Origin of the sequence: Streptomyces sp. NBC_00335, from assembly GCF_036127095.1 — a bacterium.
Taxonomy (GTDB): Bacteria; Actinomycetota; Actinomycetes; order Streptomycetales; family Streptomycetaceae; genus Streptomyces.
This window is the reverse complement of sequence record NZ_CP108006.1, coordinates 6,867,611-6,891,508: the sequence shown is the minus strand read 5'-3', so window position 1 is coordinate 6,891,508 and position 23,898 is coordinate 6,867,611. Positions and strand designations below refer to the sequence as shown.

The following is a 23,898-nucleotide window of genomic DNA, read 5'->3' as shown; positions in this document are numbered from 1 at the left end:
CCACCCGCCCGCCGGCCCGCCCCTCACCCGCCCACCGGCCCGCCTAAGACCCCGTCACCGAGGCCTCCGCAGAGCCCTCCAACGGCCCCGCCGAGCCCGCCCCCGAGCCCACCGCCGACTGCCCCGCCACCGACCCCGGCGCGGAACCCGCCACCGCACGACTCGCACCCGGCCTCGCCAGCACCCGCTGAGTCACCGTCAGCACCAGCAGCGCCGCGGCCCCCGCCACACTCGCCACCGCGAACCCCGCCGCCGTACCCCCAGCCTCCACCGCAGGACCCGCCGCCGCCGTACCGATCGCCGCACCCACCCCGAAGAACGTCACCAGCCACGAGAACGCCTCCGTCACCGTGCCCACCGGAGCATGCCGGTCCACCACGATGAACGCACACGCCAGAGCCGGAGCCAGGAACACCCCCGCCAGCGCCGCGAACCCCGTCATCGCCACCACACCCGGCACCAGCATCAGCGGCAGATAACACACCGCCAGCAACGCCACCAGCAACCACAGCCGCCGCTCCGCCGCACCCGCCCACTGCCGCGCCCCGTACAGCACGCCACCGAACAGCGCACCCAGACCCAGCGCCGCCATCAGCCAGCCGTACACCGCCTGACCACCGTGCTCGTCCGCGTACGCCACACCCGCCACCGTGATCGACCCCAGCGCCGTCCCCACGAAGAAGAACGCCCCCAGCAACGCCAGCAGACCCCGCGAACGCAGCGCCCCCAGCCAATGCGCCTCCCGCGGCTCCGAACGCCACGTGCGCGAAGGCTCCGACACCACCACCGACAGCGCCCCCAGCACCCCGATCCCGTTGATCACCAGCAGCGCCGCCGCCGGATCCCACAGCGCCACGCACAAGGTCACCAGCAGCGGCCCCACCGTGAACATGACCTCCTGGGCCACCGCGTCCATCGCGTACGCCGCATGGACCCGCTCCTCCTTGCCACCCAGCACGCTCGGCCACAGCGCCCGCAGCCCGCCCTCCAGCGGCGGCGTGAACAGCCCCGCCACCACCACCGCCGCGTACGCCACCGCCACCGACCCCGTACCGGCCAACGCCAGCCACACCATGCCCAGCGCCGACACCACCGCCGCCGGCAACTGCACCCGCGGCTGCCCGAACAGGTCCACCGCCCGCCCCAGCAACGGCTGCCCCACCGCGTTCGACACCCCGTACACGGCCGCCAGCGCCCCCGCCAGGCTGTAGCTGCCACCCTCCGCCCGGGTGAACAGCACGATCGCGATCGGCCCCGTCCCGTTCGGCAGCCGGCCTATGAGCGTGCCCACCAGCAGCCTCGCGGCATGCCGGGTCCTGAGCAGCTCCGCGTAACCCGCGGCCATGTCCGCCCCCTTCCACCCGGACCCAGCCGGGAACAACCAAGTAATACGTATAACGTGACCGGTCATACGTACCATGACCAATGTCGGACGGTCCACCCACCCGACCCCCCACACCCCCCGCGACCTCGCACTACAGGAGCACCGTGTGACGAGACCCACCAGCCGCGACGTGGCCACCGCCGCCGGAGTCTCCCAGGCCACCGTCTCCCTCGTCCTCGGCGACAAATGGCGCGGCCGCGTCTCCGAACGCACCGCCGACCACGTCCGCCACACCGCCACCGAACTCGGCTACCGCCCCAACCTCGCCGCCCGCAACCTCCGCCTCGGCTCCACCCGCACCGCCCTCCTCGTCGTCCCCGCCCTCACCAACGAATTCTTCGCCCGCGTCTACACCGGCGCCGCCCGCATCGCCGCCGAACACGGCTTCGGCGTCGTCCTCTACCCCTCCCCCGACGGCACCGGCCCCGCCCGCGACCCCTTCGCCTCCGCCCGCGCCGCCCTCGACGGAGTCATCGCCTCCTCCATGGCCGCCGACGCCCTCCACGCCCTCGGCGGCGACGGACTCCCCCTCGTCATGCTCGACAGCGACCCCACCGCCGACACCGCCCACGCCCACGTCAACCTCGCCATCGCCGACGGCATGCGCCAAACCGCCGAACACCTCCTCACCCACGGACACCACCGCTTCCTCCACCTCGCCTCCGCCATCGACTCCTGGACCTTCGACGTCCGCGCGAACGCCCTGGCCGCCCTCCTGCCGCCCCCCGCCGAGCTGCGCACCGTACGGGCCCACCTCAGCGTGGAAGCCGCCCGTACGGCCATGGAAGCCGCCCTGGACACCCCCGCGGACCGCCGCCCCACCGCCGTCGTCTGCGACGACGACATCCTGGCCGCCGGCGCCTGCAAGGCCGCCCGCCGCCTCGGCCTGCGCATCCCCGAAGACCTCTCCGTCACCGGCTTCGACGACCTCGCCCTCGCCACCGCCGTCGAACCGGAACTCACCACCGTCCACCTCCCCGCCGAACGCGTCGGCGAACAGGGCATGACCGCCCTTCTCGCCGTCCTCGAAGGCACCCCCTGGACCCCCGTCGACATCCCGGTCCACCTCGTCGTCCGCGACTCCACCGGGCCCGCACCCCGCATCTGAGCCCGGGAACGCGAAAAGCGCCCCCGACCCGAAGGCCAGGGGCGCTCACCCATCACTTCCTACGACTACTCGGCTTCCTCTTCCGGAGCCTCGTCGTTCGAGACGGCATCCGCCTGAGCGGCCGCCGGAACGTCCGCCTCCAGCAGCCGCGACAGCTGCCGGCCACGGATCCGCTTGAACTTGCGCTGCTGAGCCCGCGTACGGTCCAGCACCGCCACCTCCAGCCGCTCCGCCGGAATCGACTTGTCGGTACCGTTCGCCTGGCTGGACAGCGCCTGCACCGCCAGCTTCAGCGCCTCGGACAGGGTCATCCCGTCCTGGTGCCGCTGATCGAGGTAGGTACTGATCTGCTCGGCATTGCCACCGACCGCGACAGACCCGTGCTCGTCGACGATCGACCCGTCGTGCGGCAGCCGGTAGATCTGGTCCCCGGCAGCCGTCGCGCCGACCTCGGCAACGACCAGCTCCACCTCGTACGGCTTCTCCCCCGCACTCGAGAAGATCGTGCCGAGCGTCTGCGCGTAGACGTTCGCCAGCCCACGGGCCGTCACATCGTCACGGTCGTACGTGTATCCGCGCAGATCCGCGTACCGCACACCGCCGATGCGCAGGTTCTCGTACTCGTTGTACTTGCCGGCGGCCGCGAAGCCGATCCGGTCGTAGATCTCGCTGAACTTGTGCAGCGCACGCGACGGGTTCTCACCGACGAACACGATGCCGTCGGCGTACTGGATGACAACGAGGCTCCGACCGCGGGCGATGCCCTTGCGGGCGTATTCCGCCCGGTCGGCCATGGCCTGCTGGGGTGACACATAGAACGGAGTCGACACCGGCTTTCCGTCCCTTTCTTCTGGACGACGAGGAGGTCAGAGGGTCAGAGCAGGGCGGCGCGCGGACCGTCGGGCTGCTCCAGCCGGCGGTTCGTGATCTTGCGGGCCAGCTCCGAGGACTCCTCGTCGGTCAGCCTGCGGAATCCCTCGTCGGTCATGACGGTGACGATGGGGTAGATGTGGCGGTAGAGGTCCGGGCCACCGGTCGCCGAGTCGTCGTCGGCGGCGTCGTACAGCGCCTGCACGACGAGCGTCGTGGCCTCCTCCTCCGTCAGCTTGGAGTGGTACAGCTTCTTCATCGAACCGCGGGCGAAGATCGAGCCCGACCCGGTCGCGGCGTACCCGTGCTCCTCGGAGCGGCCGCCGGTCACGTCGTAGGAGAAGATCCGGCCCCTCTCCTTGGCCTCGTCGTACCCCGCGAAGAGCGGGACCACGGCCAGACCCTGCATCGCCATCCCCAGATTGCTCCGGATCATGGTCGACAGCCGGTTCGCCTTACCTTCGAGGCTGAGCGTCGCCCCTTCGACCTTCTCGAAGTGCTCCAGCTCCAGCTGGAACAGCTTCACCATCTCCACGGCCAGACCGGCGGTGCCGGCGATGCCGACGGCGGAGAACTCGTCCGCCGGGAACACCTTCTCGATGTCCCGCTGGGCGATCATGTTCCCCATGGTCGCCCGCCGGTCACCGGCGAGGACCACCCCGCCGGGGAAGGTGGCGGCCACGATGGTCGTCCCGTGCGGCGCCTCGATGACCCCGTCGGGCAGCTTCCGGTTGCCCGGGAGCATCTCGGGCTGGTGCGCGCCCAAGAAGTCCATGAAGGACGACGACCCCGGCGTCAGGAAGGCTGCCGGCAGACGCCCTGTGCTTCGAATGTTGGGTTCCACAGGTTTCCTTCCAGATATTCGACTACCCGACGGGCACAGTCGGGATCTTCGTCCAATAGGCCAAGGCCCGTATTGCAGTTGAAGCAAAGTACGCCCCGGACCCTACCCGTCTTGTGGCAGTGATCCACATGTACGGCTGCGGCTCGGAGGCAGAGACAACAGAGACCGCCCTGATCTGCGATCATCTGGTCGCGCTCAGCCTCGGTGATTCCATACTTGCGTTTGAGGTGACCAACCCGACCGTCGACGGCCCGGCACGCCTTGCAGCGCGCATTGCGGCCATCGCGGGCGGATGCCTTGCGGTGATAGTCAGAGTGCAGCTTGACGCCCCCGCAGCGGGTGCAAAGTTTGTGCCCTTCAGGTACTTCCATGCATGGGCGGGACGTCCCGTTTTCCCCCGACGGCGCCTTGACGTGGTGCGTCGAAGCGCAGTCCCTGCAGTACTTCTGCAGGCCATCCATGTTCGACCGCCTGATGCCGAAGGCTGCGTGCGGCCGTTCTTCACCGCACCGCACACAACGCTTCAACCCTGCACTTCTGAGCATCCACCCCACCGTTCACCTTCGATTCAAAGGCTACTGGCCACCTTTTTGAACGAAGCTTCGAACGAAGTCCTCGGCGTTCTCCTCGAGCACATCATCGATTTCATCGAGTACGGAGTCGACGTCGTCGGAGAGCTTTTCCTGTCGCTCCTTGAGGTCGGTCGATTCTTCGACCGCAGCCTCCTCGACCTCCTCGGTCGAGCGCTGCGCCTTCTGCTGTCCGCCGCCGGTGTCCTTGGTCGCCATGTCTAGCTCACCCCGCTCGGTTCGCACGCTCACGTGAAAGACCCCGCGAATTCGGGATCCCTCAAGATCAGACTCTACGTCGGACCCTACAAGGAGGGTCCGACATCCGTCCCGGTACTTTCATAACGTCCGGATGTCTTCATGATTCCCGGGCGGGGGGCCTTTCAGCCCCCGCCCGGGGACCGGGAAAGGGCTTACCGCCCCGAGAGCACTCGGACCAGGTCCTCCGCCGTGCGGCAGCGGTCCAGGAGCTCCTTCACGTGGGCCCGCGTACCCCGCAGGGGTTCCAGGGTCGGGACCCGCTGGAGGGAGTCGTGGCCCGGCAGATCGAAGATCACCGAGTCCCACGAGGCCGCCGCCACGTCGTCCGCGTACTGCTCCAGGCACCGCCCCCGGAAGTACGCCCGGGTGTCCTCCGGCGGCTTGCTCTGCGCCCGCTCCACCGCCGTCTCGTCCAGCAGCCGCTTCATCTTGCCGCGGGCCACCAGGCGGTTGTACAGCCCCTTCTCGGGCCGTACGTCCGCGTACTGGAGGTCCACCAGGTGGAGACGGGCCGCGTCCCATTCGAGGCCGTCCCGGCGCCGGTAGCCCTCCAGGATCTCCCGCTTGGCGATCCAGTCGAGCTCTCCCGACAGGCTCATCGGGTCGGTTTCCAGCCGGCCCAGTACGTCCTCCCAGCGGGCCAGCACATCCTTGGTCTGCTCGTCCGCGTCGGAGCCGAAACGCTCCTCCACGTACTTCCTGGCCAGCTCGTAGTACTCCATCTGGAGCTGTACGGCGGTCAGCGTCCGGCCGCTGCGCAGCGTGATGAGGTGCTGCAGGTCGGGGTCGTGGGAGACCTGGTGGAGGGTGCGTACGGGCTGGTCCACGGCGAGGTCGACGTTGATGTAGCCGTCTTCGATCATGGACAGGACCAGTGCGGTGGTGCCGAGCTTGAGGTAGGTGGAGATCTCGGAGAGGTTGGCGTCGCCGATGATCACGTGGAGGCGGCGGTACTTCTCCGCGTCCGAGTGCGGCTCGTCCCTCGTGTTGATGATGGGGCGCTTGAGGGTGGTCTCCAGGCCGACCTCGACTTCGAAGTAGTCGGCGCGCTGGCTGATCTGGAAGCCGTGTTCGCGGCCGTCCTGGCCGATGCCGACGCGGCCGGCTCCGGTGAAGACGAGGCGGGAGACGAAGAAGGGGGTGAGGTGGCGCACGATGTCCGAGAAGGGGGTTTCCCGCTTCATCAGGTAGTTCTCGTGCGTGCCGTAGGAGGCGCCCTTGTTGTCGGTGTTGTTCTTGTAGAGGTGGATGGGCTGGGCCCCGGGGAGCTGGGCGGCCCTGACGGCGGCCTCGGCCATGATCCGCTCGCCGGCCTTGTCCCAGAGGACGGCGTCGAGCGGGTTGGTGATCTCCGGGGAGCTGTATTCGGGGTGTGCGTGGTCCACGTAGAGGCGTGCGCCGTTGGTGAGGATGACATTGGCGAGGCCGATGTCCTCGTCGGTGAGCTGGCTGTGGTCGGCGGCCTCGCGGGCGAGGTCGAAGCCGCGGGCGTCCCGCAGCGGGTTCTCTTCCTCGAAGTCCCAGCGGGCGCGTCGCGCCCGGTGCATCGCCGCCGCGTAGGCGTTGACGATCTGGGACGAGGTGAGCATGGCATTGGCGTTCGGGTGCCCCGGGACGGAGATCCCGTACTCCGTCTCGATCCCCATTACTCGCCGTACGGTCATGCGGCCCTCCTTGCCCGGCGGCGCTCCCGTTCGGGAGCGGCGCTCAAGTACCGCTGGTGCTCCGGTGCGTCGTGTGCGGTGCCCGTCCCCGCACTGCGCGACCTGCGGTATGGAAGAGCCTAGAACCACTCCGCGCTGGTGGGGAGATCATTTCAGTCATTGACTTTGCCCTGTCACCGGCTGAAAAGAGCGTTTGGTAAAGCAGTCGGCTGCGGGTGCCCTTGCCGGGCACCCGCAGCCGGCCGGCTTTGTCAGAGGTACTGACCGGTGTTGGCCACCGTGTCGATGGAGCGTCCGGTGTCCGCGCCTTGCTTTCCGGTGACGAGGGTTCGGATGAATACGATCCGCTCGCCCTTCTTTCCGGAGATTCGGGCCCAGTCGTCGGGGTTGGTGGTGTTGGGCAGGTCTTCGTTCTCCTTGAACTCGTCCACGCAAGCCTGGAGGAGATGGGCGACGCGAAGGCCCTTCTGGTTGTGCTCGAGGAAGGCCTTGATGGCCATCTTCTTCGCACGGTCCACGATGTTCTGGATCATCGCGCCCGAGTTGAAGTCCTTGAAGTAGAGGACTTCCTTGTCGCCGTTGGCGTACGTGACCTCGAGGAAGCGGTTTTCCTCGGTTTCCGCGTACATCTGCTCGACCACGGTCTGGATCATGCTGTGGACGGTTTCGGCGGTGGAGCCCTGGTGCTCGCCGAGGTCGTCGGTGTGCAGGGGCAGGGTGGCCTTGAGGTACTTGGCGAAGATGTCCTTCGCGGCCTCGGCGCCGGGGCGCTCGATCTTGATCTTCACGTCGAGCCGGCCGGGGCGCAGGATGGCCGGGTCGATCATGTCCTCGCGGTTGGAGGCGCCGATGACGATGACGTTCTCCAGGCCTTCCACGCCGTCGATCTCGGCGAGCAGCTGGGGGACGATGGTGTTCTCCACGTCCGAGCTGACTCCGGATCCGCGGGTGCGGAAGAGGGATTCCATCTCGTCGAAGAAGACGATGACGGGGGTGCCCTCGCTCGCCTTCTCCCTCGCACGCTGGAAGACGAGGCGGATGTGCCGCTCGGTCTCGCCGACGTACTTGTTGAGGAGTTCGGGGCCCTTGATGTTGAGGAAGTAGGACTTCCCGGTGGGCTGTCCGGTGACCTCGGCGACCTTCTTGGCAAGGGAGTTGGCCACGGCCTTGGCGATGAGCGTCTTGCCACAGCCGGGGGGGCCGTAGAGCAGGATGCCCTTGGGGGGCCGCAGTTCGTGTTCCTTGAAGAGGTCGGGGTAGAGGTAGGGGAGCTCGACGGCGTCGCGGATCAGTTCGATCTGGTCGCCCAGGCCGCCGATCTTGTCGTAGTCGATGTCCGGGACCTCTTCGAGGACGAGGTCTTCGACCTCGCTCTTGGGGACGATCTCGTAGACGTAGCCGGAGCGGGGTTCGAGCAGCAGGGAGTCGCCGGGGCGGATGGTGACGTCCAGGAGCGGCTCGGCGAGCCTCACCACCCTTTCCTCGTCGGTGTGCCCGACCACCAGGGCGCGCTCGCCGTCCTCGAGGATTTCCTTGAGGGTGACGATGTCCCCGGCCCGCTCGTACTGCATGGCTTCGACCACGTTGAGGGCTTCGTTGAGCATGACCTCCTGGCCGCGCCGGAGGTCTTCCGGTTCGACGCTGGGGCTCACGTTCACTCGGAGCTTTCGGCCGCCGGTGAAGATGTCGACGGTTCCGTCTTCGTTCGACTGCAGGAAGACTCCGAAGCCGGCCGGCGGCTGTGCGAGCCGGTCGACTTCTTCTTTGAGGGCCACGATCTGGTCGCGGGCCTCGCGCAGGGTGTTCGCCAGCCGCTCGTTCTGTGCGGAGACGCCTGCCAGGTTTGTCTGGAGCTCGACGATCCGCTCTTCGAGAATCCTCGTGTGTCGCGGAGAGTCGGCGAGCTTACGTCGCAGGACGGCGATTTCCTGCTCGAGATAGGCAACCTGGCCGGCGGGGTCCTCAGACCCTCGCCCGGGCCGGATGCCGCGGTTGATGTCGTCGTCGTGGGCTGCCACGGTCCTCACCTCCTCCAAGGGGAGCTGGACGCTTTCTGACCCTACCTGGGCTGGTGGTGATTGAAACCCCTAGATCACAAAGACGGTAGGGGTGTGTCCGATCTTCACCCTTGCGTACTCCCTCCCGTCAAGGAAATACCCACCCATCAAACTCGGGAAGCAGCCGGTTGTAAGGTCGAACTGTTCAACACCCGTCAGAGCTCGTGCGACTTGCCGCGAGTATCTGACCGGGATGGATCACTCGAGGCAGGGAACGGCAGGAGATATGACCGTGCAGCAGGAGGTGTCCGCGGGGGGGTCCGGCGTGGCCGGAGAGCCGCTCGAGGTCTGGATCGACCAGGACCTCTGCACTGGCGACGGCATCTGTGTGCAGTACGCACCGGAGGTGTTCGAGCTGGACATCGATGGTCTGGCGTACGTGAAGAGCCCTGCGGACGAGTTGCTCGTGGAGGCGGGGGCGACCACTCCGGTTCCGCTGGTGCTGCTTCAGGACGTGGTGGATTCCGCGAAGGAATGTCCCGGGGATTGCATCCACGTAAGGCGGGTTTCGGACAGGGTGGAAGTCTTCGGTCCCGACGCGGAGTGACGGTTCAAACTCCTGTGGGCGTCGAATCCGTAAGCTCCTGGCGGAATTTTCCGCCGGTCCAGCGCCACTTGGCGAGCTGCTCGGTGTCGGGGCTGTAGCGGGGCACTTCGGGCGATGAGTACCCGAGGAGGGTCGCGGTGACGAGCCCGTCGCGGATGGTGAGGTCGGTCGCGGTCTGCTTGCGGCCGGCTTCGAGGAGTGTGGCGACGACGCGGGGCTTCGCGGCTTTCGCGGTGTCCTGCGCGAGGACGTAGATGGCGTGCGGCGGGGTGCCCGAGCCGGCGTCGCAGCGGACGGCGGCCACGGTTTCGGGGCGGCCGTCGCCGTCGAGGTCGCCTTCGGCGGTGGCCGTGACGGCTTGTGGGGCGCCCTTGCAGTCCAGTGGGTACGCGACCGCGTGCGCGTCGGGGGCGGCCGCCTCGGGGCCGCTCACGGGGCTCTGCGGGCTTGCGGGGGTCGCGGGGCGTACCGGCTGCGCGGAGGCTCCGGTGGCCGGGGCGGGCTGCAGGAGTCCGGCGCCGGCTATGACGGCGGCCAGAGCCGAGGCCGTGGCGAGCCAGTGGACGGGCCGGGCCCGGTGGTGCGCCGGGGTGGGGGTGCTCGGCGCCGGCTCGGCGGGGCTGTGCGGCACGCGGGGTGTCTCCTGTGCGAAGGGTGACGGGGAGCCAGCATCGTGCCACACCTCACACCGGGGTGGAACGGGTGGGTCCGGGCCGGCCGGGGTGCCGGCGCGGGTCCGTCCCGTAGGGCAACGAAAAGACGCTGTGCCGCAGTTCCCGGTTGTTCCGGGGAACTGCGGCACAGCGTCTTCGTGTTGGTGGTGCGGGTCGCCCCGCCGGGTGGCGGGGCGGTCCTCAGGCGCTCGGGGCCTCAGCTGCTCAGGCGCCGTCGCCGGTGTCGGCGGTGGTGTCGGCGGCGGCCGTGGCGGTGGCGGTGGTCTCCGCGGTCTTGGCCGCGGACTGGCTGCCGGGGCCGTCGTAGTCCTCGCCGTAGGCGCCCTTGGAGGGGCGGCGGCGGCGCATGGGCGGCTCGACGCCGTCGGCGAGGCGGCGGGCGGTGACGAGGAAGCCGGTGTGGCCGATCATGCGGTGGTCCGGGCGGACGGCCAGGCCCTCGACGTGCCAGTTGCGGATCATCGATTCCCAGGGCTGCGGTTCGGCGTAGCAGCCGAACTCGCGGATGGATTCGACGGTCCGGGAGAGCTGGGTGGTGGTGGCCACGTAGCAGCAGAGGATGCCGCCGGGGACCAGCGCCTTGGAGACGGCCTCCAGGCACTCCCAGGGGGCGAGCATGTCGAGGATCACGCGGTCGACGTCCGTGTCGGACAGGTTGTCCTGGAGGTCGCCCACGGTCAGCTGCCACGCGGGGTGCGGGCCGCCGAAGTAGCGCTCGACGTTGGCCGTGGCGATCTCGGCGAAGTCCGGGCGGCGCTCGTAGCTGTGGAGCATGCCCTGGTCGCCGATGGCGCGCAGCAGGAAGCTGCTCAGGGAGCCCGAGCCGACACCTGCTTCGACGACGCGGGCGCCGGGGAAGATGTCGGCGAAGGCCAGGATCTGGCCCGCGTCCTTGGGGTAGACCACGGCGGCACCGCGGGGCATGGACAGGACATAGTCGGGGAGCAGGGGACGCAGCGCGAGGTAGGCGACGTTGCCCGTGGTACGGACAACGCTTCCCTCGGGGGAGCCGATCAGCTCGTCGTGCGGGAAGGAACCCTTGTGGGTGTGGAAATTCTTCCCGGCTTCGAGCGTGAACGTGTAGTGGCGGCCCTTGGGGTCGGTGAGCTGTACCTGGTCCCCGACCTCGAAGGGCCCGCGTCGGCGGGCGGCACCGGTCGGTTCGGACATGTGACCAGTGTATTGGCTTCAGGACTGGGGCCGCGCCATGGCCTTCACGAAGGCCTTTTCGACGTCGAGGGTGGAGAGGACTCCGTAGATCGCGCCGTCGGTCTGCAGGACGAGGTATTCGGTGGCGGGGGTGGTGCGGAGGTGGTCGAGGAGTTCTTCGCCGGTGAGGTCCGCGGAAACCTTCATGCCGTCGGTGAGGTCTTGGGCGAGGGTGCCGGCGGCGACCCAGGGGCGGCGGTGTTCGGGGACGGAGGCGATGGCGCTCTCGCGGACGATGCCGGTGGGGTCTCCGAGTCCGTCGACGATGACGAGGGCGCGGGCGCCTGCTTCGTTGGCGCGGCGGAGGGCTTCGGAGAGGGGGGTGGCGTTCTCGACGGGGATGGCGCGGCGGGTGAGTTTGCGTGCGTGGAGTTCCGGGAGGTGTTCGCGCAGGCGGGCGACGCGGAGGCTGTTGCCGGCGCCGGTCCAGATGATGCCGGCGAGGATCGCGGCGAGGAGGGCGTCCATGACGGTGTCCATGCCGCCGATGTCGTCGGTGGGGTTGCCGATGGTCCCGGTGTAGTTCAGGAGGGGCAGGCCGAGGAGGACGGCGACGGCGAGGGCGCGGCCGGCCCAGGCGGCGGCGATGGTGCCGGTCATGGGTTTGCCGGTGATGCCCCAGATGACGGCGCGGAGCATGCGGCCGCCGTCGAGGGGGAGGCCGGGGAGGAGGTTGAAGGCGGCGACGAGGAGGTTGGAGATCATGAGGCCGGCGAGGAGGACGCCGGGGACGCTGGCGGGTTCGACGGTTTTCATGCCGAGGTAGAAGGCGCCGGCGAGGAGGAGGGAGAGGAGGGGGCCGACGAATGCGAGGACGAATTCGCGGCCGGGGGTTTCGGATTCCTTCTCGATCTCGGAGACGCCGCCGAAGAACTGGAGCTGGATGCGGCGTACGGGGAGTTTGAAGCGGAGGGCGGCGATGGTGTGGGCGAGTTCGTGGACGAGGACCGAGGCGTAGAAGGCGACGGCGAAGAAGAGGGCCACGAGGTAGCGCAGGGTGCCGAGGTCGGGCAGGATCCGGTCGAGCTGGTCGCCGAAGACCCAGGTGATGAGGGCGGCGACGAGGAACCAGCTGGGCGAGACGTAGACGGGCACGCCGAAGGGGCGGCCCATGAGGAGTCCGCCGCCCGGTCCTGAGCGCCGGCCCGCGCGCTCGCCGGTTTCGTCGGTGTCTGCCACGGTTGTCCTTCGTTCGCTGCTGTCCGGTGCGGTGGTGCGCCGGTGGTTCTGGTGTCTTTTTCCCGTGGTGTCGGGGTGCGCCGTTGCGCGGTGTGATGCTCCGATCATGCAGTGCGAGGGGGGTCGGCGTCGATGGTATGCGCGTGCTGTCGGTGGCGGGTCGTAGGGTTTTGTCTATGACGACGAGCCCCGGTGGCGATCCGGACGATGCAGTGACCGGTCCCGTACCCAGTCCCGTGCCCGGTGGTGTGCCCGCGCAAGCGGTGGCCGTGGCTCCTTCTTCGCTGTCGCCTTCGCGGGCGAGCGACTTCATGCGGTGTCCGTTGCTGTACCGGTTCCGGGTGATCGACAAGTTGCCGGAGAAGCCGAGTGCGGCGGCGACGCGGGGGACGCTGGTGCACGCGGTGCTGGAGCGGCTCTTCGATCACCCTGCCGAGGAGCGGACGGCGCCGCGGGCGAAGGCGTTGATCCCGGGGCAGTGGGACCGGCTGCTGGAGTCGAAGCCGGAGCTGACGGAGCTGTTCCCGGCGGGTGACGACGGGGCGGGGCTGACGCGCTGGCTGGGTGAGGCCGAGTCGTTGGTGGACCGGTGGTTCACGTTGGAGGACCCGACGCGGCTGGAGCCGGTGGAGCGGGAGTTCTTCGTGGAGACGGAGCTGGAGTCGGGGCTTCGGCTGCGCGGGATCATCGACCGGGTGGACGTGGCGCCGACGGGTGAGGTGCGGATCGTCGATTACAAGACGGGGAAGGCGCCGCGGCCGGAGTATGCGGAGGGTGCGCTGTTCCAGATGAAGTTCTACGCGCTGGTGGTGTGGCGGCTGAAGCGGGTGGTGCCGCGGCGGCTGCAGCTGGTGTATCTGGGCAGTGGGGACGTGATCACGTACGACCCGGTGATCGAGGATCTGGAGCGGATGGAGCGCAAGCTGCTGGCGCTGTGGGAGGCGATCCGTGAGGCGACGGAGACGGGTGACTGGCGGCCGCGGCAGTCGAAGCTGTGCGGCTGGTGTGATCATCAGGCGGTGTGTCCGGAGTTCGGTGGTACTCCCCCGGTGTATCCGCTGGCGCTGCCGTCCGCCGGGCGGGGCGAGTCCTGATCTTGGGGTCAGGGCAGAATGGGCGGGGTTTCCCGTTGCTGTCCCGATGAACTCGATGCACCCGATGCACCCGATGAATACGAGGTAGACCCCGTGGCGATCCGCGTACTGCTGGTCGACGATCAGCCGCTGCTGCGTACCGGTTTCCGGATGATCCTGGAGGCCGAAGAGGATGTGGCGGTGGTCGGTGAGGCCGGGGACGGTCTGCAGGCGTTGGACCAGGTGCGGGCGCTGCAGCCCGACGTGGTGCTGATGGACATCCGGATGCCGCGGATGGACGGGGTGGAGGCGACGCGGCAGATCACGGGTCCGGGGCGGGACGGTCCGGCGAAGGTGCTGGTGCTGACGACGTTCGATCTGGACGAGTACGTGGTGGAGGCGCTGCGGGCGGGGGCCAGTGGGTTCTTGCTGAAGGATGCGCCGGCGGCGGAGCTGGTGCAGGCGATCCGGGTGGTGGCGGGTGGCGAGGCGATGCTGGCGCCGAGCATCACGCGGCGGTTGCTGGACAAGTACGCGGGGCATCTGCCGTCGGGTGAGGACAGCGTTCCGGACATGATCGCCTCGTTGACGGAGCGTGAGGTCGAGGTGCTGAAGCTGGTGGCCCGTGGGTTGTCGAACGCGGAGATCGCGGCGGATCTGTTCGTGAGCGAGACGACGGTGAAGACGCATGTGGGTCATGTGCTGACGAAGCTGGGTCTGCGGGACCGGGTGCAGGCCGCGGTGTACGCGTACGAGAGCGGTCTGGTGCGTCCGGGGGCCGGTCAGTAGGCGGCCCCGGGGCCGCTGTCGTCGAGGTCGCAGGTACGGGTACGGGCCCGCTTCCGCTGGGTGCGGAGGCGGGCCCGTTGCCGTTGTGGTTGCCCCTGGGGGCTCAGCCCTTGCTGATCTCCCAGAAGCGGAAGACGGTGGAGGCGTCGAGGGACCACTGCAGGCCGGTCACGTTGGGGCGGGTGACGGCGTACTGCTTGCCCTGCCAGAGCGGGAGGATCGGAATCTCCTCGGCGACGATGTCCTGGAGGCGGGCGTAGTCGTTGCCGGCGGTGCTGCGGTCGGACTTCGCGGAGGTCGCCGGGATGATCGTCCCGGTGATCTCCTTGTTGTCGTAGTTGTTGTGCAGGACGTTGTCGGGGCCGAAGAAGGGCTGCGTGAAGTTGTCGGCGTCGGGGTAGTCGGGGACCCAGCCCTTGACGTAGACGCCGTACTTGCCGGCCTGGATGTCCTTCTCGTACTGCTCGAACTCGACGGACTTGACGTCGGCTTCGAAGAGGCCGCTGTCGTTGAGCTGCTTGGCGATGAGGTGGAATTCCTCGTCGGTCGAGGGGCCGTAGCGGGAGGGCGTCGAGTACAGGGTGATCTTCACCTTGTCCTTGATGCCGGCGGCGCGGAGGGTGGCCTTGGCCTTCTCGGGCTGGGGGGTGCCGCCGTAGCGGTCGAAGAAGGGGGTGGTGTGGGAGGCGATGCCGGCCGGGACGATGGAGTAGAGCGGGGTGGCGGTGCCGTCGTAGACCTCTTTGACGAGGGCTTCGCGGTCCACGAGGTAGGCGATGGCCTTGCGGACGGGGAGCTTTCCGGCGACGGGGTCGTTGGTGTTGAAGACGAGGTGTTCGACTTCGGCGCCGGCGCCCTGGATGACCTCGACCTTCTGGTCTCCGGCCTGGGAGGCGAGGCCGGCGATGTCCTTGGCGGCGAGGCCGCGGAAGGCGAAGTCGACGTCTCCGCTTTCGAGGACCTTCTTGAGGGCGGCCTGGTCCTCGTTGAAGAACTTCATGGTGACGCCGCTGTTCTTCGGCTTGGCCTTGCCGCTGTAGGTGTCGCTGACGGAGAAGGAGGCGCTCTTGTCGTTGATCGAGTCCAGCTTGTAGACGCCGGAGCCGAAGGCCTTGCCGTCGGTGCGGAGTTTGTCCGCGGGGTACTCGGTGTGGTCGACGATGGAGCCCGCACCGGATGCGATCTTGCTGGGGAAGGTCGCGTCGGGGGCCTTGAGGTGGAAGACCACCGTCTTGTCGTCGGGGGTGTCGATGGTGCCGATCGACGCGAGCATGACGGCGGGGCCGTTCTCGTCGTTGATCTTGAGCGTGCGCTCGAAGGAGTGCTTGACGTCCTTGGAGGTGAGGGCGTTGCCGTTGCTGAACTTCAGGCCGCCGCGCAGGGTGCACACGTAGGTCGTGCTCCCGCTGCCCTCGAACCCGCAGGCCTCTGCGGCGTCGGGTTCGGGGGTGGTGCCGCCCTTGGGGAAGTTGAGCAGGGACTGGAAGACGTTGTTGAAGAGCAGCCAGGAGCCCGGGTCGTAGCCCGAGGCCGGGTCGGTGGCCTTCACCTTGTCGGATATGCCCATGACGACGCCCTTGGCGCTGCCGGCGGTGGAGCCGTCCGTCGCACCGCAGCCGCTGAGCAGCGCGGCGGCGGTGACCGCTCCGAGCGGGGCGGCCAACCACTGGTTCCGTGTCTTCACGCGAACGTCCTTCTCAGTCTCACTGGCTCGTCTGGTTCTGTCTGGCTGGTGTTGCGGCCCGTGGTGGGGTCACGGGCCGGGGGTGGGGCTGGGCCGGCGTGGGGCCGGGGCCCGGTGCCGGGGTGTCAGCCGCTGACGCCGCGGCCGAGTTCCCACAGCTGGAGGTCGGAGATGGCGTTGACCGACCACTCCACTCCGGTGATGCCGTCGCGTGCGGCGACGTACTGCTTGCCCTGCCACAGGGGCAGGACGGGGACGTCCTCGGCGACGATGTCCTGCATCTCCGTGATCGCCGGACCGGCGACGCCGCGGTCGATGGCGCGGCGCGATTCGGGGATGAGCTTGGTGCGCACCTTGGTGTTGGCGTACGGCGTGCCCAGGAAGTTGTCCTGCTCCAGGAACGGGGCGAGGAAGTTGTCGGCGTCGGGGTAGTCGGGGAACCAGCCGAGGCCGTAGGCGGCGTAGTCGCCCTTCTTCTGGGCGGGCCTGAAGTCGGCCCAGTCGGCGCCCTGGACGGTGATGTCGAAGAGCTGGGTGGAGTTCAGCTGGGTCTTGAGGGCTTCGAACTCGGCCGCGGTGGCGTCGCCGTAGTGGTCGTTGGTGTAGTTGAGGGTCAGCTTGACCGGGGTCTTGATCCCGGCGGCCTTCAGCAGGTCGGCGGCCTTGGCGGTGTTGGCCTCGCCGTACTTGTCGAAGAACGGGGTGCCGTGGCCGGTCACGGTGGTGGGGACCAGGGAGTACAGGGGCTGCGCGGACCTGCCGTAGACCTTGTCGATGAGGCCCCTGCGGTCGACGGCGGCGGCGAGGGCTTGGCGTACGGCCTTGTCCTTGATTCCGGGGGCGTCGGTGTTGAAGCCGAGGTAGCGGATCTCCAGGCCGGGCAGGGGGACGAGCTTGATGCCCTTGGGGGGCTTGGTGGAGAGCTCGGTGATCTGGGCCGGCGACAGGGTGCGGGAGACCACGTGGACGGTGCCGCGTTCCAGGGCTTGGCCCATGGCGGCGGAGTCGTCGAAGGTGCGCAGTTCGGCCTTGTCGTTCTGGAGCTTCAGATCGCCCTTGTAGTTCGGGTTCTTGCTGAAGACGGCGTGGACGAGGCGGTTGCCCTTGACTTCGGCCTTCATGGTGTAGGGGCCGGAGCCGTCGACGGCGAAGCCCGCGCGGAGCTTCTTGGCGTCGTACTTCTTGGAGCTGATGATGCCGGCGGCGGGGGTGGAGAGTTTGTACGGGAAGGTGGCGTCGGCGGTCTTCAGGTGGAAGACGACGGTGTCGGTGCCCTTGGTTTCGACGGTGTCGATGGTGGAGAGCAGCGAGGAGGGGCCGTTCTCGTCCTTGATGGCGAGGACGCGCTCGATGGAGAACTTGACGTCCTGGGCGGTGAGCGGGTTTCCGTCGGCGAAGGTGAGGCCGGGGCGCAGGACGCAGCGGTAGCTCTCGTTGCCGGTGTCGGTGAAGCGGCAGTCGGTGGCTGCTTCGGGGACGGGCTTGCCGCCGCCGCGCGGGGTGTGCATCAGGGTCTGGACGGTCTGGCGGAGGATGTTCCAGCTGCCGGCGTCGTAGGCGTAGGCGGGGTCGAGCGGGGCGGGGGCGTATTCGGCCGCCTCGAACCGGTCGGTGGTGCCGACGACGATCGCTCCGGATCCGGCTCCTGCTCCGCTGGTGCTGCCGCAGGCGGTCAGTGCGGGGGTGAGCAGTCCGGCGGCTGCCGTCAGCGCCATGGTCTTGCGGTTCATGCTGGAAGTACTCCCTCGACCCGGCACTTGTTCAAAGCTGGTGTGGAGGGCATTGCGACGGTCGCCCGTTCTGGGCGGAACGATCGGGCCGGTGGTGTGACGATCGGTCCACGCGGTTCCGGAACAGGGGTGTGTGTCCGGGACGGCTGAGGTGCGGCGCAGTGCCCGGATCGACATTAGTGGCCTGCGGAGGGGTGGCTTGAACCGTGTGGATCGGGGGTGTTGTCGCTCCGTTGCGGGAGTTGACCCGGGGTGTGCGCGGGGCGGTGCGCAGATTCGGTCAGGTGCTGATCAATGGGGACACAAGGGGTGGGTTGGGAGGGCGCGCAGTGGTGCGAAGGGGTCTTTGCGGGTGACAAAGGTCACCCGGGACAACTCCCCCGGTAGGGATGGAATTTCGGCCTCCGGGGAAGTGCGCGGGAGATCCGCCCGTGGGACGTTGGTCCTGGGGTCGGATCTCCCGGTACGGAGCGTGCGCGGTCAGTTCAGCGGAGTGATGAGGGAGCGCAGGAAGGGCAGGTCGACGTCTTCGAGGGAGCGGACGATGGTGCGGCCCGGGGCGGGTGCGATCCGGCCGACGGAGGGGATGGCGACGACGCGGCATCCGGCGGCTTCGGCGGCGGCGACGCCGGTGGCGGTGTCCTCGATGACGGCGCAGCGGGAGGGGTGGGCGCCGAGGGCGCCGGCGGCGAGGAGGTAGGGGTCGGGGTGGGGTTTGGTGCGCGGGACTTCGTCGCCGGCGACGGTCATGGTGAAGCGGTCGCGGCCGAGGGTGAGGAGGACCTGGTCGATGACGCGCCGGTGGGAGGCGGAGACCAGGGCGGTGGGGACGTTGTGCCGGGCCAGTTCGCTCAGCAGGCGTTCGGCGCCGGGCATGAGGGGTACGCGGTCGGCGATGCGGGCTTCGAAGCGCTCGTTGAGCAGGACGGTGAGTTCGGCGAGGCCGATGTCGGCGCCGGTGGATTCGATGAGGAAGCCGGCGCTGCGGGTCATGGGGCCGCCGACGACGACGTCCCGCCAGGATTCGTCGAGGCGGTGGCCGAGTTCGGCGAAGACGCCGACTTCGATCTCCCACCAGAAGCCCTCGGTGTCGACGAGGGTGCCGTCCATGTCGAGCAGCACCGCCTGCAGGGCGTGTCCGTCGGCCGTACGGGCGACGGGGGCGGGGACTGTGCTCGTCATGCGCGCACCTTTCCGGGGGTCCGTTGGGGACGAGAAGGCCGGTCACCTCGCCTCCGGGGGCGTGCCCGGGGGGACAGGTGACCGGCCTGTATGGGACCGACTAGTGTACGCCGGTCCGTCTCGATGTGCGGTGGATTATTCGTCTGTGTGCGTGGGGGGTGCTTCTCCGCGTGCGTTGAGGTGGGCCTCAGCGTGCGTTGAGGCGGGTCTCAGCGTGCGTTGAAGTACTTCGCTTCGGGGTGGTGGATGACGATGGCGTCGGTGGACTGCTCGGGGTGGAGCTGGAATTCCTCGGAGAGGTGGACGCCGATGCGCTCGGGCTGGAGGAGGTCGGCGATCTTGGCGCGGTCCTCCAGGTCGGGGCAGGCGCCGTAGCCGAGGGAGAAGCGGGCGCCGCGGTACTTCAGGTCGAACATGTCTTCGACCTTGGCGGGGTCCTCGCCGCCGAAGCCGAGCTCGGCGCGGACCCGGGCGTGCCAGTACTCGGCCATGGCCTCGGCGAGCTGGACGGAGAGGCCGTGGAGCTCCAGGTAGTCGCGGTAGGAGTCGGACTCGAAGAGCTTGGCGGTGGCTTCGCCGATCCTGGAGCCGACGGTGACGACCTGGAGGCCGACGACGTCGGTTTCGCCGGATTCCTCGGGGCGGAAGAAGTCGGCGAGGCACAGGCGGCGGCCGCGGCGCTGGCGCGGGAAGGTGAAGCGGGTCCGCTCGTTGCCGGCGTCGTCGAGGATGATCAGGTCCTCGCCCTTGGAGACGCAGGGGAAGTAGCCGTAGACGACGGCGGCTTCGAGGAGGTTCTCGGTGTGCAGCTTGTCGAGAAGGCCGCGCAGGCGCGGGCGGCCCTCGCTCTCGACGAGTTCCTCGTAGGTGGCCCCGCCGGCGCGGGCCTGCTTGAGGCCCCACTGGCCCTTGAAGAGGGCGCCTTCGTCGAGCCAGGAGGCGTAGTCCTTGAGCGGGATGCCCTTGACGACGCGGGTGCCCCAGAACGGCGGGGTGGGCACGGGGTTGTCGGTGGAGGTGTCGGAGCGGCCGCCGGGCTCGTCGGTCTCCTCGGCGAGGACGGGAGTGTCGCGCTTGGCGACGCGGCGCTGCTTGAGTTCGGGGAGGGAGGCTCCGGGGACTCCGCGCTTGACGGCGATGAGGGCGTCCATGAGGCGCAGGCCCTCGAAGGCGTCACGGGCGTAGCGGACTTCGCCCTCGTAGATCTCGTGGAGGTCCTGTTCGACGTAGGCGCGGGTGAGGGCGGCGCCGCCGAGGATGACCGGGTAGTCGGCTGCCAGCTTGCGCTGGTTGAGCTCCTCCAGGTTCTCCTTCATGATCACGGTGGACTTGACCAGCAGGCCGGACATGCCGATGACGTCGGCCCTGTGTTCCTGCGCGGCTTCGAGGATCGCGGAGACCGGCTGCTTGATGCCGATGTTGACGACGTTGTAGCCGTTGTTGGTCAGGATGATGTCGACGAGGTTCTTGCCGATGTCGTGGACGTCGCCGCGGACGGTGGCCAGGACGATGGTGCCCTTGCCCTCGTCGTCGCTCTTCTCCATGTGGGGTTCCAGGTGGGCCACCGCGGTCTTCATGACCTCGGCGGACTGGAGCACGAAGGGGAGCTGCATCTGGCCGGAGCCGAAGAGTTCGCCGACGACCTTCATGCCCTCCAGGAGGGTGTCGTTGACGATGTCGAGGGCGGGGCGGGTCTGGAGGGCCTCGTCGAGGTCGGCGTCCAGGCCGTTCTTCTCGCCGTCGATGATGCGGCGCTGGAGGCGCTCGTCCAGCGGCAGGGCGAGGAGTTCCTCGGCGCGGCCGGCCTTCATCGACTTGGTGTTGACGCCCTCGAAGAGGGCCATCAGCTTCTGCAGCGGGTCGTAGCCCTCGGCGCGCCGGTCGTAGATCAGGTCGAGGGCGGTGGTGACCTGCTCCCCGGTGAACCGTGCGATCGGCAGGATCTTGGAGGCGTGGACGATCGCGGAGTCGAGGCCGGCCTTGACGCACTCGTCGAGGAAGACGGAGTTCAGGAGGACGCGGGCGGCCGGGTTGAGGCCGAAGGAGATGTTGGAGAGGCCGAGCGTGGTCTGGACGTCGGGGTGGCGGCGCTTGAGTTCGCGGATCGATTCGATCGTGGCGATGCCGTCCTTGCGGGACTCTTCCTGGCCGGTGCAGATGGTGAAGGTCAGGGTGTCGATGAGGATGTCCGACTCGAGGATCCCCCAGTTCCCGGTGAGATCGTCGATGAGGCGCTCGGCGATGGCGACCTTGTGCTCGACGGTGCGGGCCTGGCCCTCCTCGTCGATGGTCAGGGCGATGAGGGCTGCGCCGTGCTCCTGGGCGAGGCGGGTGACCTTCGCGAAGCGGGACTCGGGGCCGTCGCCGTCCTCGTAGTTCACGGAGTTGATGACGGCGCGCCCGCCGAGCTTCTCCAGGCCGGCCCGCAGGACGGGGACCTCGGTGGAGTCCAGGACGATCGGCAGGGTGGAGGCGGTCGCGAAGCGTCCGGCGAGTTCCTTCATGTCGGCGACGCCGTCGCGGCCGACGTAGTCCACGCACAGGTCGAGCATGTGCGCGCCCTCGCGGATCTGGTCGCGGACCATCTCGACGCAGTCGTCCCAGCGGGCTTCGAGCATGGCCTCGCGGAACTTCTTCGAACCGTTGGCGTTGGTGCGCTCGCCGATCGCCATGTACGAGATGTCCTGGCGGAAGGGGACCGTCTGGTAGAGGGAGGACGCGCCGGGTTCGGGGCGGGGCTCCCGGACGGCCGGGTTCAACCCGCGGACGCGCTCGACGACCTGGCGCAGGTGCTCGGGGGTGGTGCCGCAGCAGCCGCCGACGAGGGAGAGGCCGTACTCGCGGACGAAGGTTTCCTGGGCATCGGCGAGCTCGCTCGCGGACAGCGGGTAGTGGGCGCCGTTCTTGCCGAGGACCGGCAGGCCCGCGTTGGGCATGCAGGAGAGCGGGATGCGGGAGTTGCGCGCGAGGTAGCGCAGGTGCTCGCTCATCTCGGCGGGGCCGGTGGCGCAGTTCAGGCCGATCATGTCGATGCCCAGGGGCTCCAGCGCGGTCAGCGCGGCGCCGATCTCCGAGCCGAGCAGCATCGTGCCGGTGGTTTCCACGGTCACGGAGCAGATCAGCGGGACGGACACGCCGAGGGCCTCCATGGCGCGGCGGGCGCCGACGATGGAGGACTTGGTCTGGAGGAGGTCCTGGGTGGTCTCGACGAGGAGCGCGTCGGCGCCGCCGGTGATCAGGCCTTCGGCGTTGATCTGGTAGGCGTCGCGGATGGTTCCGTAGTCGATGTGGCCCAGGGTGGGGAGCTTGGTGCCGGGGCCCATCGAGCCGAGGACCCAGCGCTGCTGCCCGGTGGAGGCGGTGAACTCGTCGGCGATCTCGCGGGCGATCCGGGCGCCGGCGAGCGACAGCTCGTGGTTGCGGTCCGCGATGTCGTACTCGGCGAGGGCGGCGTAGTTGGTGCCGAAGGTGTTGGTCTCGACGCAGTCGACGCCGGCCTCGAAGTACTCGCGGTGCACGTTGGCCACGATGTCGGGGCGGGTGACGTTGAGGACCTCGTTGCAGCCTTCGAGCTGTTCGAAGTCGTCCAGGGTGGGGTCCTGGGCCTGCAGCATGGTTCCCATGGCTCCGTCGGCGACGACCACGCGGGTCGCCAGTGCCTGGCGGAGGGCATCGGCCCGGGTCTGGGTGTCTGCGGGCGGGTTAGGCAACGAGGCCATGGGTGAGCTCCCTGGGATGCGACGGCTGTCGGCTTTGCACCCCCTCTGTGTCAAGGGTGCACGCGGCCAGGGTAACGGGGGAGACCCGGCCCCGGTGAGGCCGTCCCACGTGGCGGACTGCATTCTGTGCCCGGGGGATGGCGACTTCCGGCCGGGGTGTCCTGGGCCACTCGTATCGGTGGACTCTGCCCTCATCATGCACAAAGTCGGCATCGACCGATAGTGTTCAGCATTGTCGAACTACGTCAGCAGGAGGCTGCGCGATGGCACGGAACATCCAGTCGCTCGAACGAGCCGCTGCGATGCTGCGGCTCCTGGCGGGCGGCGAGCGCCGGCTGGGGCTCTCGGACGTGGCCTCTTCCCTGGGCCTGGCCAAGGGAACGGCGCACGGGATCCTGCGCACGCTGCAGGCCGAGGGTTTCGTGGAGCAGGACCCGGCGTCGGGCCGCTACCAGCTGGGCGCGGAGCTGCTGCGCCTGGGCAACAGCTATCTGGACGTCCACGAGCTGCGGGCGCGCGCCCTGGTGTGGACGGACGATCTGGCCCGCGCGAGCGGGGAGAGCGTGTACGTGGGGGTGCTGCACAAGAGCGGGGTGCTGATCATGCACCACGTGTTCCGGCCCGACGACAGCCGTCAGGTGCTGGAGGTCGGGGCCATGCAGCCACTGCACTCCACGGCCCTGGGCAAGGTGCTGTCCGCGTACGACCCGGTGGCGCACACGCAGGTCATGGAAGTGGAGCGGGAGGCGTTCACCCCCCGCACGGTCACCGACGGCGACGGCTTCGAGGAGGTCCTGGGTCTCATCCGGGCCCGGGGCTGGGCCAGCGACATCGAGGAGACCTGGGACGGGATCGCCTCGGTGGCGGCCCCCATCCACGACCGCCGCAGGATGCCGGTCGGCGCGGTGGCCCTCGCGGGCGCGGTGGAGCGGGTGTGCGGGGAGTCCGGGGAGCCCCGGCCGTCCCTGGTGGCGTCCGTACGGGACTGCGCGCGGTCGGTTTCGCGCGATCTCGGGGCGGGCCGGTTCTGACCTTGGCCTGACCGCATCGCTCCGCCCGAACCACCCAACGGCCACACAAAAGTGGCATTTGGGTGGTTTTTGGCGTTTGATGATCACTGAATGGCGTGATTTGTTCGATCGCACCGGCCGGTAACGATCCGGCTCATTGGCCTGGTCAACCCTTGACGCCCGCTTCACCTGGGCGGAAAACTGCCGTTCATCGGTCGGCAATGCCGAACACCTACCGGCAATACGCGTTAGGGTGTGGCAAGGCCAAGGACCGGTGCAGCACTCACCGAGTGCGTGGACCGCCGGAGGGACCCGGCGGCCACCACCCCTGAACGACAAAGGAGT

At 68.7% G+C, this 23,898-nt stretch carries 19 protein-coding genes; 5 read left to right on the top strand and 14 right to left on the bottom strand.

Features of this window, described 5'->3' with window-relative positions; all coding sequences use genetic code 11:
- Positions 1 to 43: 43 nt before the first annotated feature.
- Positions 44 to 1,345 carry an MFS transporter gene (locus tag OHA37_RS31260; RefSeq protein ID WP_266910147.1) on the bottom strand — a complete coding sequence of 434 codons (1,302 nt, stop codon included), beginning with the start codon at positions 1,343 to 1,345 and terminating at the stop codon, positions 44 to 46.
- A 145-nt stretch (positions 1,346 to 1,490) separates the two neighbouring features.
- Here OHA37_RS31260 and OHA37_RS31255 point away from each other — a divergent pair, with 145 nt between their 5' ends.
- On the top strand, positions 1,491 to 2,492 hold the full coding sequence (locus OHA37_RS31255; RefSeq protein ID WP_266910145.1) for a LacI family DNA-binding transcriptional regulator: 1,002 nt from the start codon (positions 1,491 to 1,493) through the stop codon (positions 2,490 to 2,492).
- A 65-nt stretch (positions 2,493 to 2,557) separates the two neighbouring features.
- Here the strand turns inward: OHA37_RS31255 and prcA are convergent, their stop codons facing one another.
- The 6 genes from prcA to arc all read right to left on the bottom strand — a co-directional run bounded on the left by prcA (position 2,558) and on the right by arc (position 8,718).
- Entirely contained in the window at positions 2,558 to 3,322 is a 765-nt protein-coding gene (prcA, locus tag OHA37_RS31250; RefSeq protein ID WP_254384775.1) for a proteasome subunit alpha, read from the bottom strand.
- A gap of 44 nt (positions 3,323 to 3,366) precedes the next feature.
- Positions 3,367 to 4,206, bottom strand: coding sequence for a proteasome subunit beta (gene prcB, locus OHA37_RS31245; RefSeq protein WP_266910142.1), 840 nt, complete (start codon positions 4,204 to 4,206; stop codon positions 3,367 to 3,369).
- Positions 4,158 to 4,577, bottom strand: coding sequence for an endonuclease VII domain-containing protein (locus tag OHA37_RS31240; protein ID WP_323182416.1), 420 nt, complete (start codon positions 4,575 to 4,577; stop codon positions 4,158 to 4,160). The genes prcB and OHA37_RS31240 overlap by 49 nt, the downstream gene beginning before the upstream one ends.
- Positions 4,578 to 4,781: 204 nt before the next feature.
- Positions 4,782 to 4,994: a ubiquitin-like protein Pup gene (locus tag OHA37_RS31235; RefSeq protein WP_133898495.1), complete on the bottom strand. Its 213-nt coding sequence runs from the start codon at positions 4,992 to 4,994 to the stop codon at positions 4,782 to 4,784.
- Between the two features lie 194 nt (positions 4,995 to 5,188).
- Positions 5,189 to 6,700, bottom strand: coding sequence for a depupylase/deamidase Dop (gene dop, locus OHA37_RS31230; RefSeq protein ID WP_266910138.1), 1,512 nt, complete (start codon positions 6,698 to 6,700; stop codon positions 5,189 to 5,191).
- A 251-nt stretch (positions 6,701 to 6,951) separates the two neighbouring features.
- Positions 6,952 to 8,718, bottom strand: coding sequence for a proteasome ATPase (gene arc / locus OHA37_RS31225; protein WP_266910136.1), 1,767 nt, complete (start codon positions 8,716 to 8,718; stop codon positions 6,952 to 6,954).
- A 265-nt stretch (positions 8,719 to 8,983) separates the two neighbouring features.
- Here arc and OHA37_RS31220 point away from each other — a divergent pair, with 265 nt between their 5' ends.
- Positions 8,984 to 9,304 carry a ferredoxin gene (locus OHA37_RS31220; RefSeq protein WP_266910134.1) on the top strand — a complete coding sequence of 107 codons (321 nt, stop codon included), beginning with the start codon at positions 8,984 to 8,986 and terminating at the stop codon, positions 9,302 to 9,304.
- A gap of 4 nt (positions 9,305 to 9,308) precedes the next feature.
- On the opposite strand, the gene OHA37_RS31215 is transcribed toward OHA37_RS31220, so the two are convergent.
- The 3 genes from OHA37_RS31215 to OHA37_RS31205 form a co-directional block, all read right to left on the bottom strand.
- A complete protein-coding gene (locus tag OHA37_RS31215; RefSeq protein ID WP_266910132.1) occupies positions 9,309 to 9,935 on the bottom strand; it encodes a hypothetical protein in 627 nt (208 codons plus the stop codon).
- 247 nt (positions 9,936 to 10,182) lie between these two features.
- Positions 10,183 to 11,148 (bottom strand): tRNA (adenine-N1)-methyltransferase, encoded by a 966-nt coding sequence (locus OHA37_RS31210; protein WP_266910130.1) that lies wholly within the window; start codon positions 11,146 to 11,148, stop codon positions 10,183 to 10,185.
- 18 nt (positions 11,149 to 11,166) lie between these two features.
- Complete coding sequence (locus OHA37_RS31205; RefSeq protein WP_266913252.1) at positions 11,167 to 12,300, bottom strand: site-2 protease family protein; 1,134 nt, start codon at positions 12,298 to 12,300, stop codon at positions 11,167 to 11,169.
- Between the two features lie 242 nt (positions 12,301 to 12,542).
- Between OHA37_RS31205 and OHA37_RS31200 the strand changes: the two genes are divergently transcribed.
- The gene (locus OHA37_RS31200) at positions 12,543 to 13,460 is read left to right on the top strand and encodes a RecB family exonuclease (protein WP_443046237.1); all 918 of its coding nucleotides are present in this window, start codon (positions 12,543 to 12,545) and stop codon (positions 13,458 to 13,460) included.
- 93 nt (positions 13,461 to 13,553) lie between these two features.
- Entirely contained in the window at positions 13,554 to 14,228 is a 675-nt protein-coding gene (locus tag OHA37_RS31195; RefSeq protein WP_266910128.1) for a response regulator, read from the top strand.
- A 103-nt stretch (positions 14,229 to 14,331) separates the two neighbouring features.
- Here the strand turns inward: OHA37_RS31195 and OHA37_RS31190 are convergent, their stop codons facing one another.
- The 4 genes from OHA37_RS31190 to metH all read right to left on the bottom strand — a co-directional run bounded on the left by OHA37_RS31190 (position 14,332) and on the right by metH (position 22,543).
- Positions 14,332 to 15,912: an ABC transporter substrate-binding protein gene (locus OHA37_RS31190; RefSeq protein WP_266910126.1), complete on the bottom strand. Its 1,581-nt coding sequence runs from the start codon at positions 15,910 to 15,912 to the stop codon at positions 14,332 to 14,334.
- Between the two features lie 125 nt (positions 15,913 to 16,037).
- Complete coding sequence (locus tag OHA37_RS31185; protein ID WP_266910124.1) at positions 16,038 to 17,642, bottom strand: ABC transporter substrate-binding protein; 1,605 nt, start codon at positions 17,640 to 17,642, stop codon at positions 16,038 to 16,040.
- A 480-nt stretch (positions 17,643 to 18,122) separates the two neighbouring features.
- Positions 18,123 to 18,824, bottom strand: coding sequence for an HAD family hydrolase (locus OHA37_RS31180; RefSeq protein WP_266910122.1), 702 nt, complete (start codon positions 18,822 to 18,824; stop codon positions 18,123 to 18,125).
- Positions 18,825 to 19,033: 209 nt separating this feature from the next.
- Complete coding sequence (gene metH, locus OHA37_RS31175; protein ID WP_266910120.1) at positions 19,034 to 22,543, bottom strand: methionine synthase; 3,510 nt, start codon at positions 22,541 to 22,543, stop codon at positions 19,034 to 19,036.
- Between the two features lie 263 nt (positions 22,544 to 22,806).
- Here metH and OHA37_RS31170 point away from each other — a divergent pair, with 263 nt between their 5' ends.
- Positions 22,807 to 23,574 carry an IclR family transcriptional regulator gene (locus OHA37_RS31170; RefSeq protein WP_266910118.1) on the top strand — a complete coding sequence of 256 codons (768 nt, stop codon included), beginning with the start codon at positions 22,807 to 22,809 and terminating at the stop codon, positions 23,572 to 23,574.
- Positions 23,575 to 23,898: the final 324 nt, after the last annotated feature.

Coding starts and splice junctions, on each gene's coding strand:
- OHA37_RS31220 (WP_266910134.1), top strand. CDS start 8,984: ATGACCGTGCAGCAGGAGGTGTCCGCGGGGGGGTCCGGCGTGGCCGGA.
- OHA37_RS31210 (WP_266910130.1), bottom strand. CDS start 11,148: ATGTCCGAACCGACCGGTGCCGCCCGCCGACGCGGGCCCTTCGAGGTC.
- OHA37_RS31170 (WP_266910118.1), top strand. CDS start 22,807: ATGGCACGGAACATCCAGTCGCTCGAACGAGCCGCTGCGATGCTGCGG.
- OHA37_RS31260 (WP_266910147.1), bottom strand. CDS start 1,345: ATGGCCGCGGGTTACGCGGAGCTGCTCAGGACCCGGCATGCCGCGAGG.
- OHA37_RS31200 (WP_443046237.1), top strand. CDS start 12,543: ATGACGACGAGCCCCGGTGGCGATCCGGACGATGCAGTGACCGGTCCC.
- metH (WP_266910120.1), bottom strand. CDS start 22,543: ATGGCCTCGTTGCCTAACCCGCCCGCAGACACCCAGACCCGGGCCGAT.
- dop (WP_266910138.1), bottom strand. CDS start 6,700: ATGACCGTACGGCGAGTAATGGGGATCGAGACGGAGTACGGGATCTCC.
- OHA37_RS31240 (WP_323182416.1), bottom strand. CDS start 4,577: ATGGAAGTACCTGAAGGGCACAAACTTTGCACCCGCTGCGGGGGCGTC.
- OHA37_RS31205 (WP_266913252.1), bottom strand. CDS start 12,300: ATGGGCCGCCCCTTCGGCGTGCCCGTCTACGTCTCGCCCAGCTGGTTC.
- OHA37_RS31185 (WP_266910124.1), bottom strand. CDS start 17,642: ATGAACCGCAAGACCATGGCGCTGACGGCAGCCGCCGGACTGCTCACC.
- OHA37_RS31180 (WP_266910122.1), bottom strand. CDS start 18,824: ATGACGAGCACAGTCCCCGCCCCCGTCGCCCGTACGGCCGACGGACAC.
- OHA37_RS31235 (WP_133898495.1), bottom strand. CDS start 4,994: ATGGCGACCAAGGACACCGGCGGCGGACAGCAGAAGGCGCAGCGCTCG.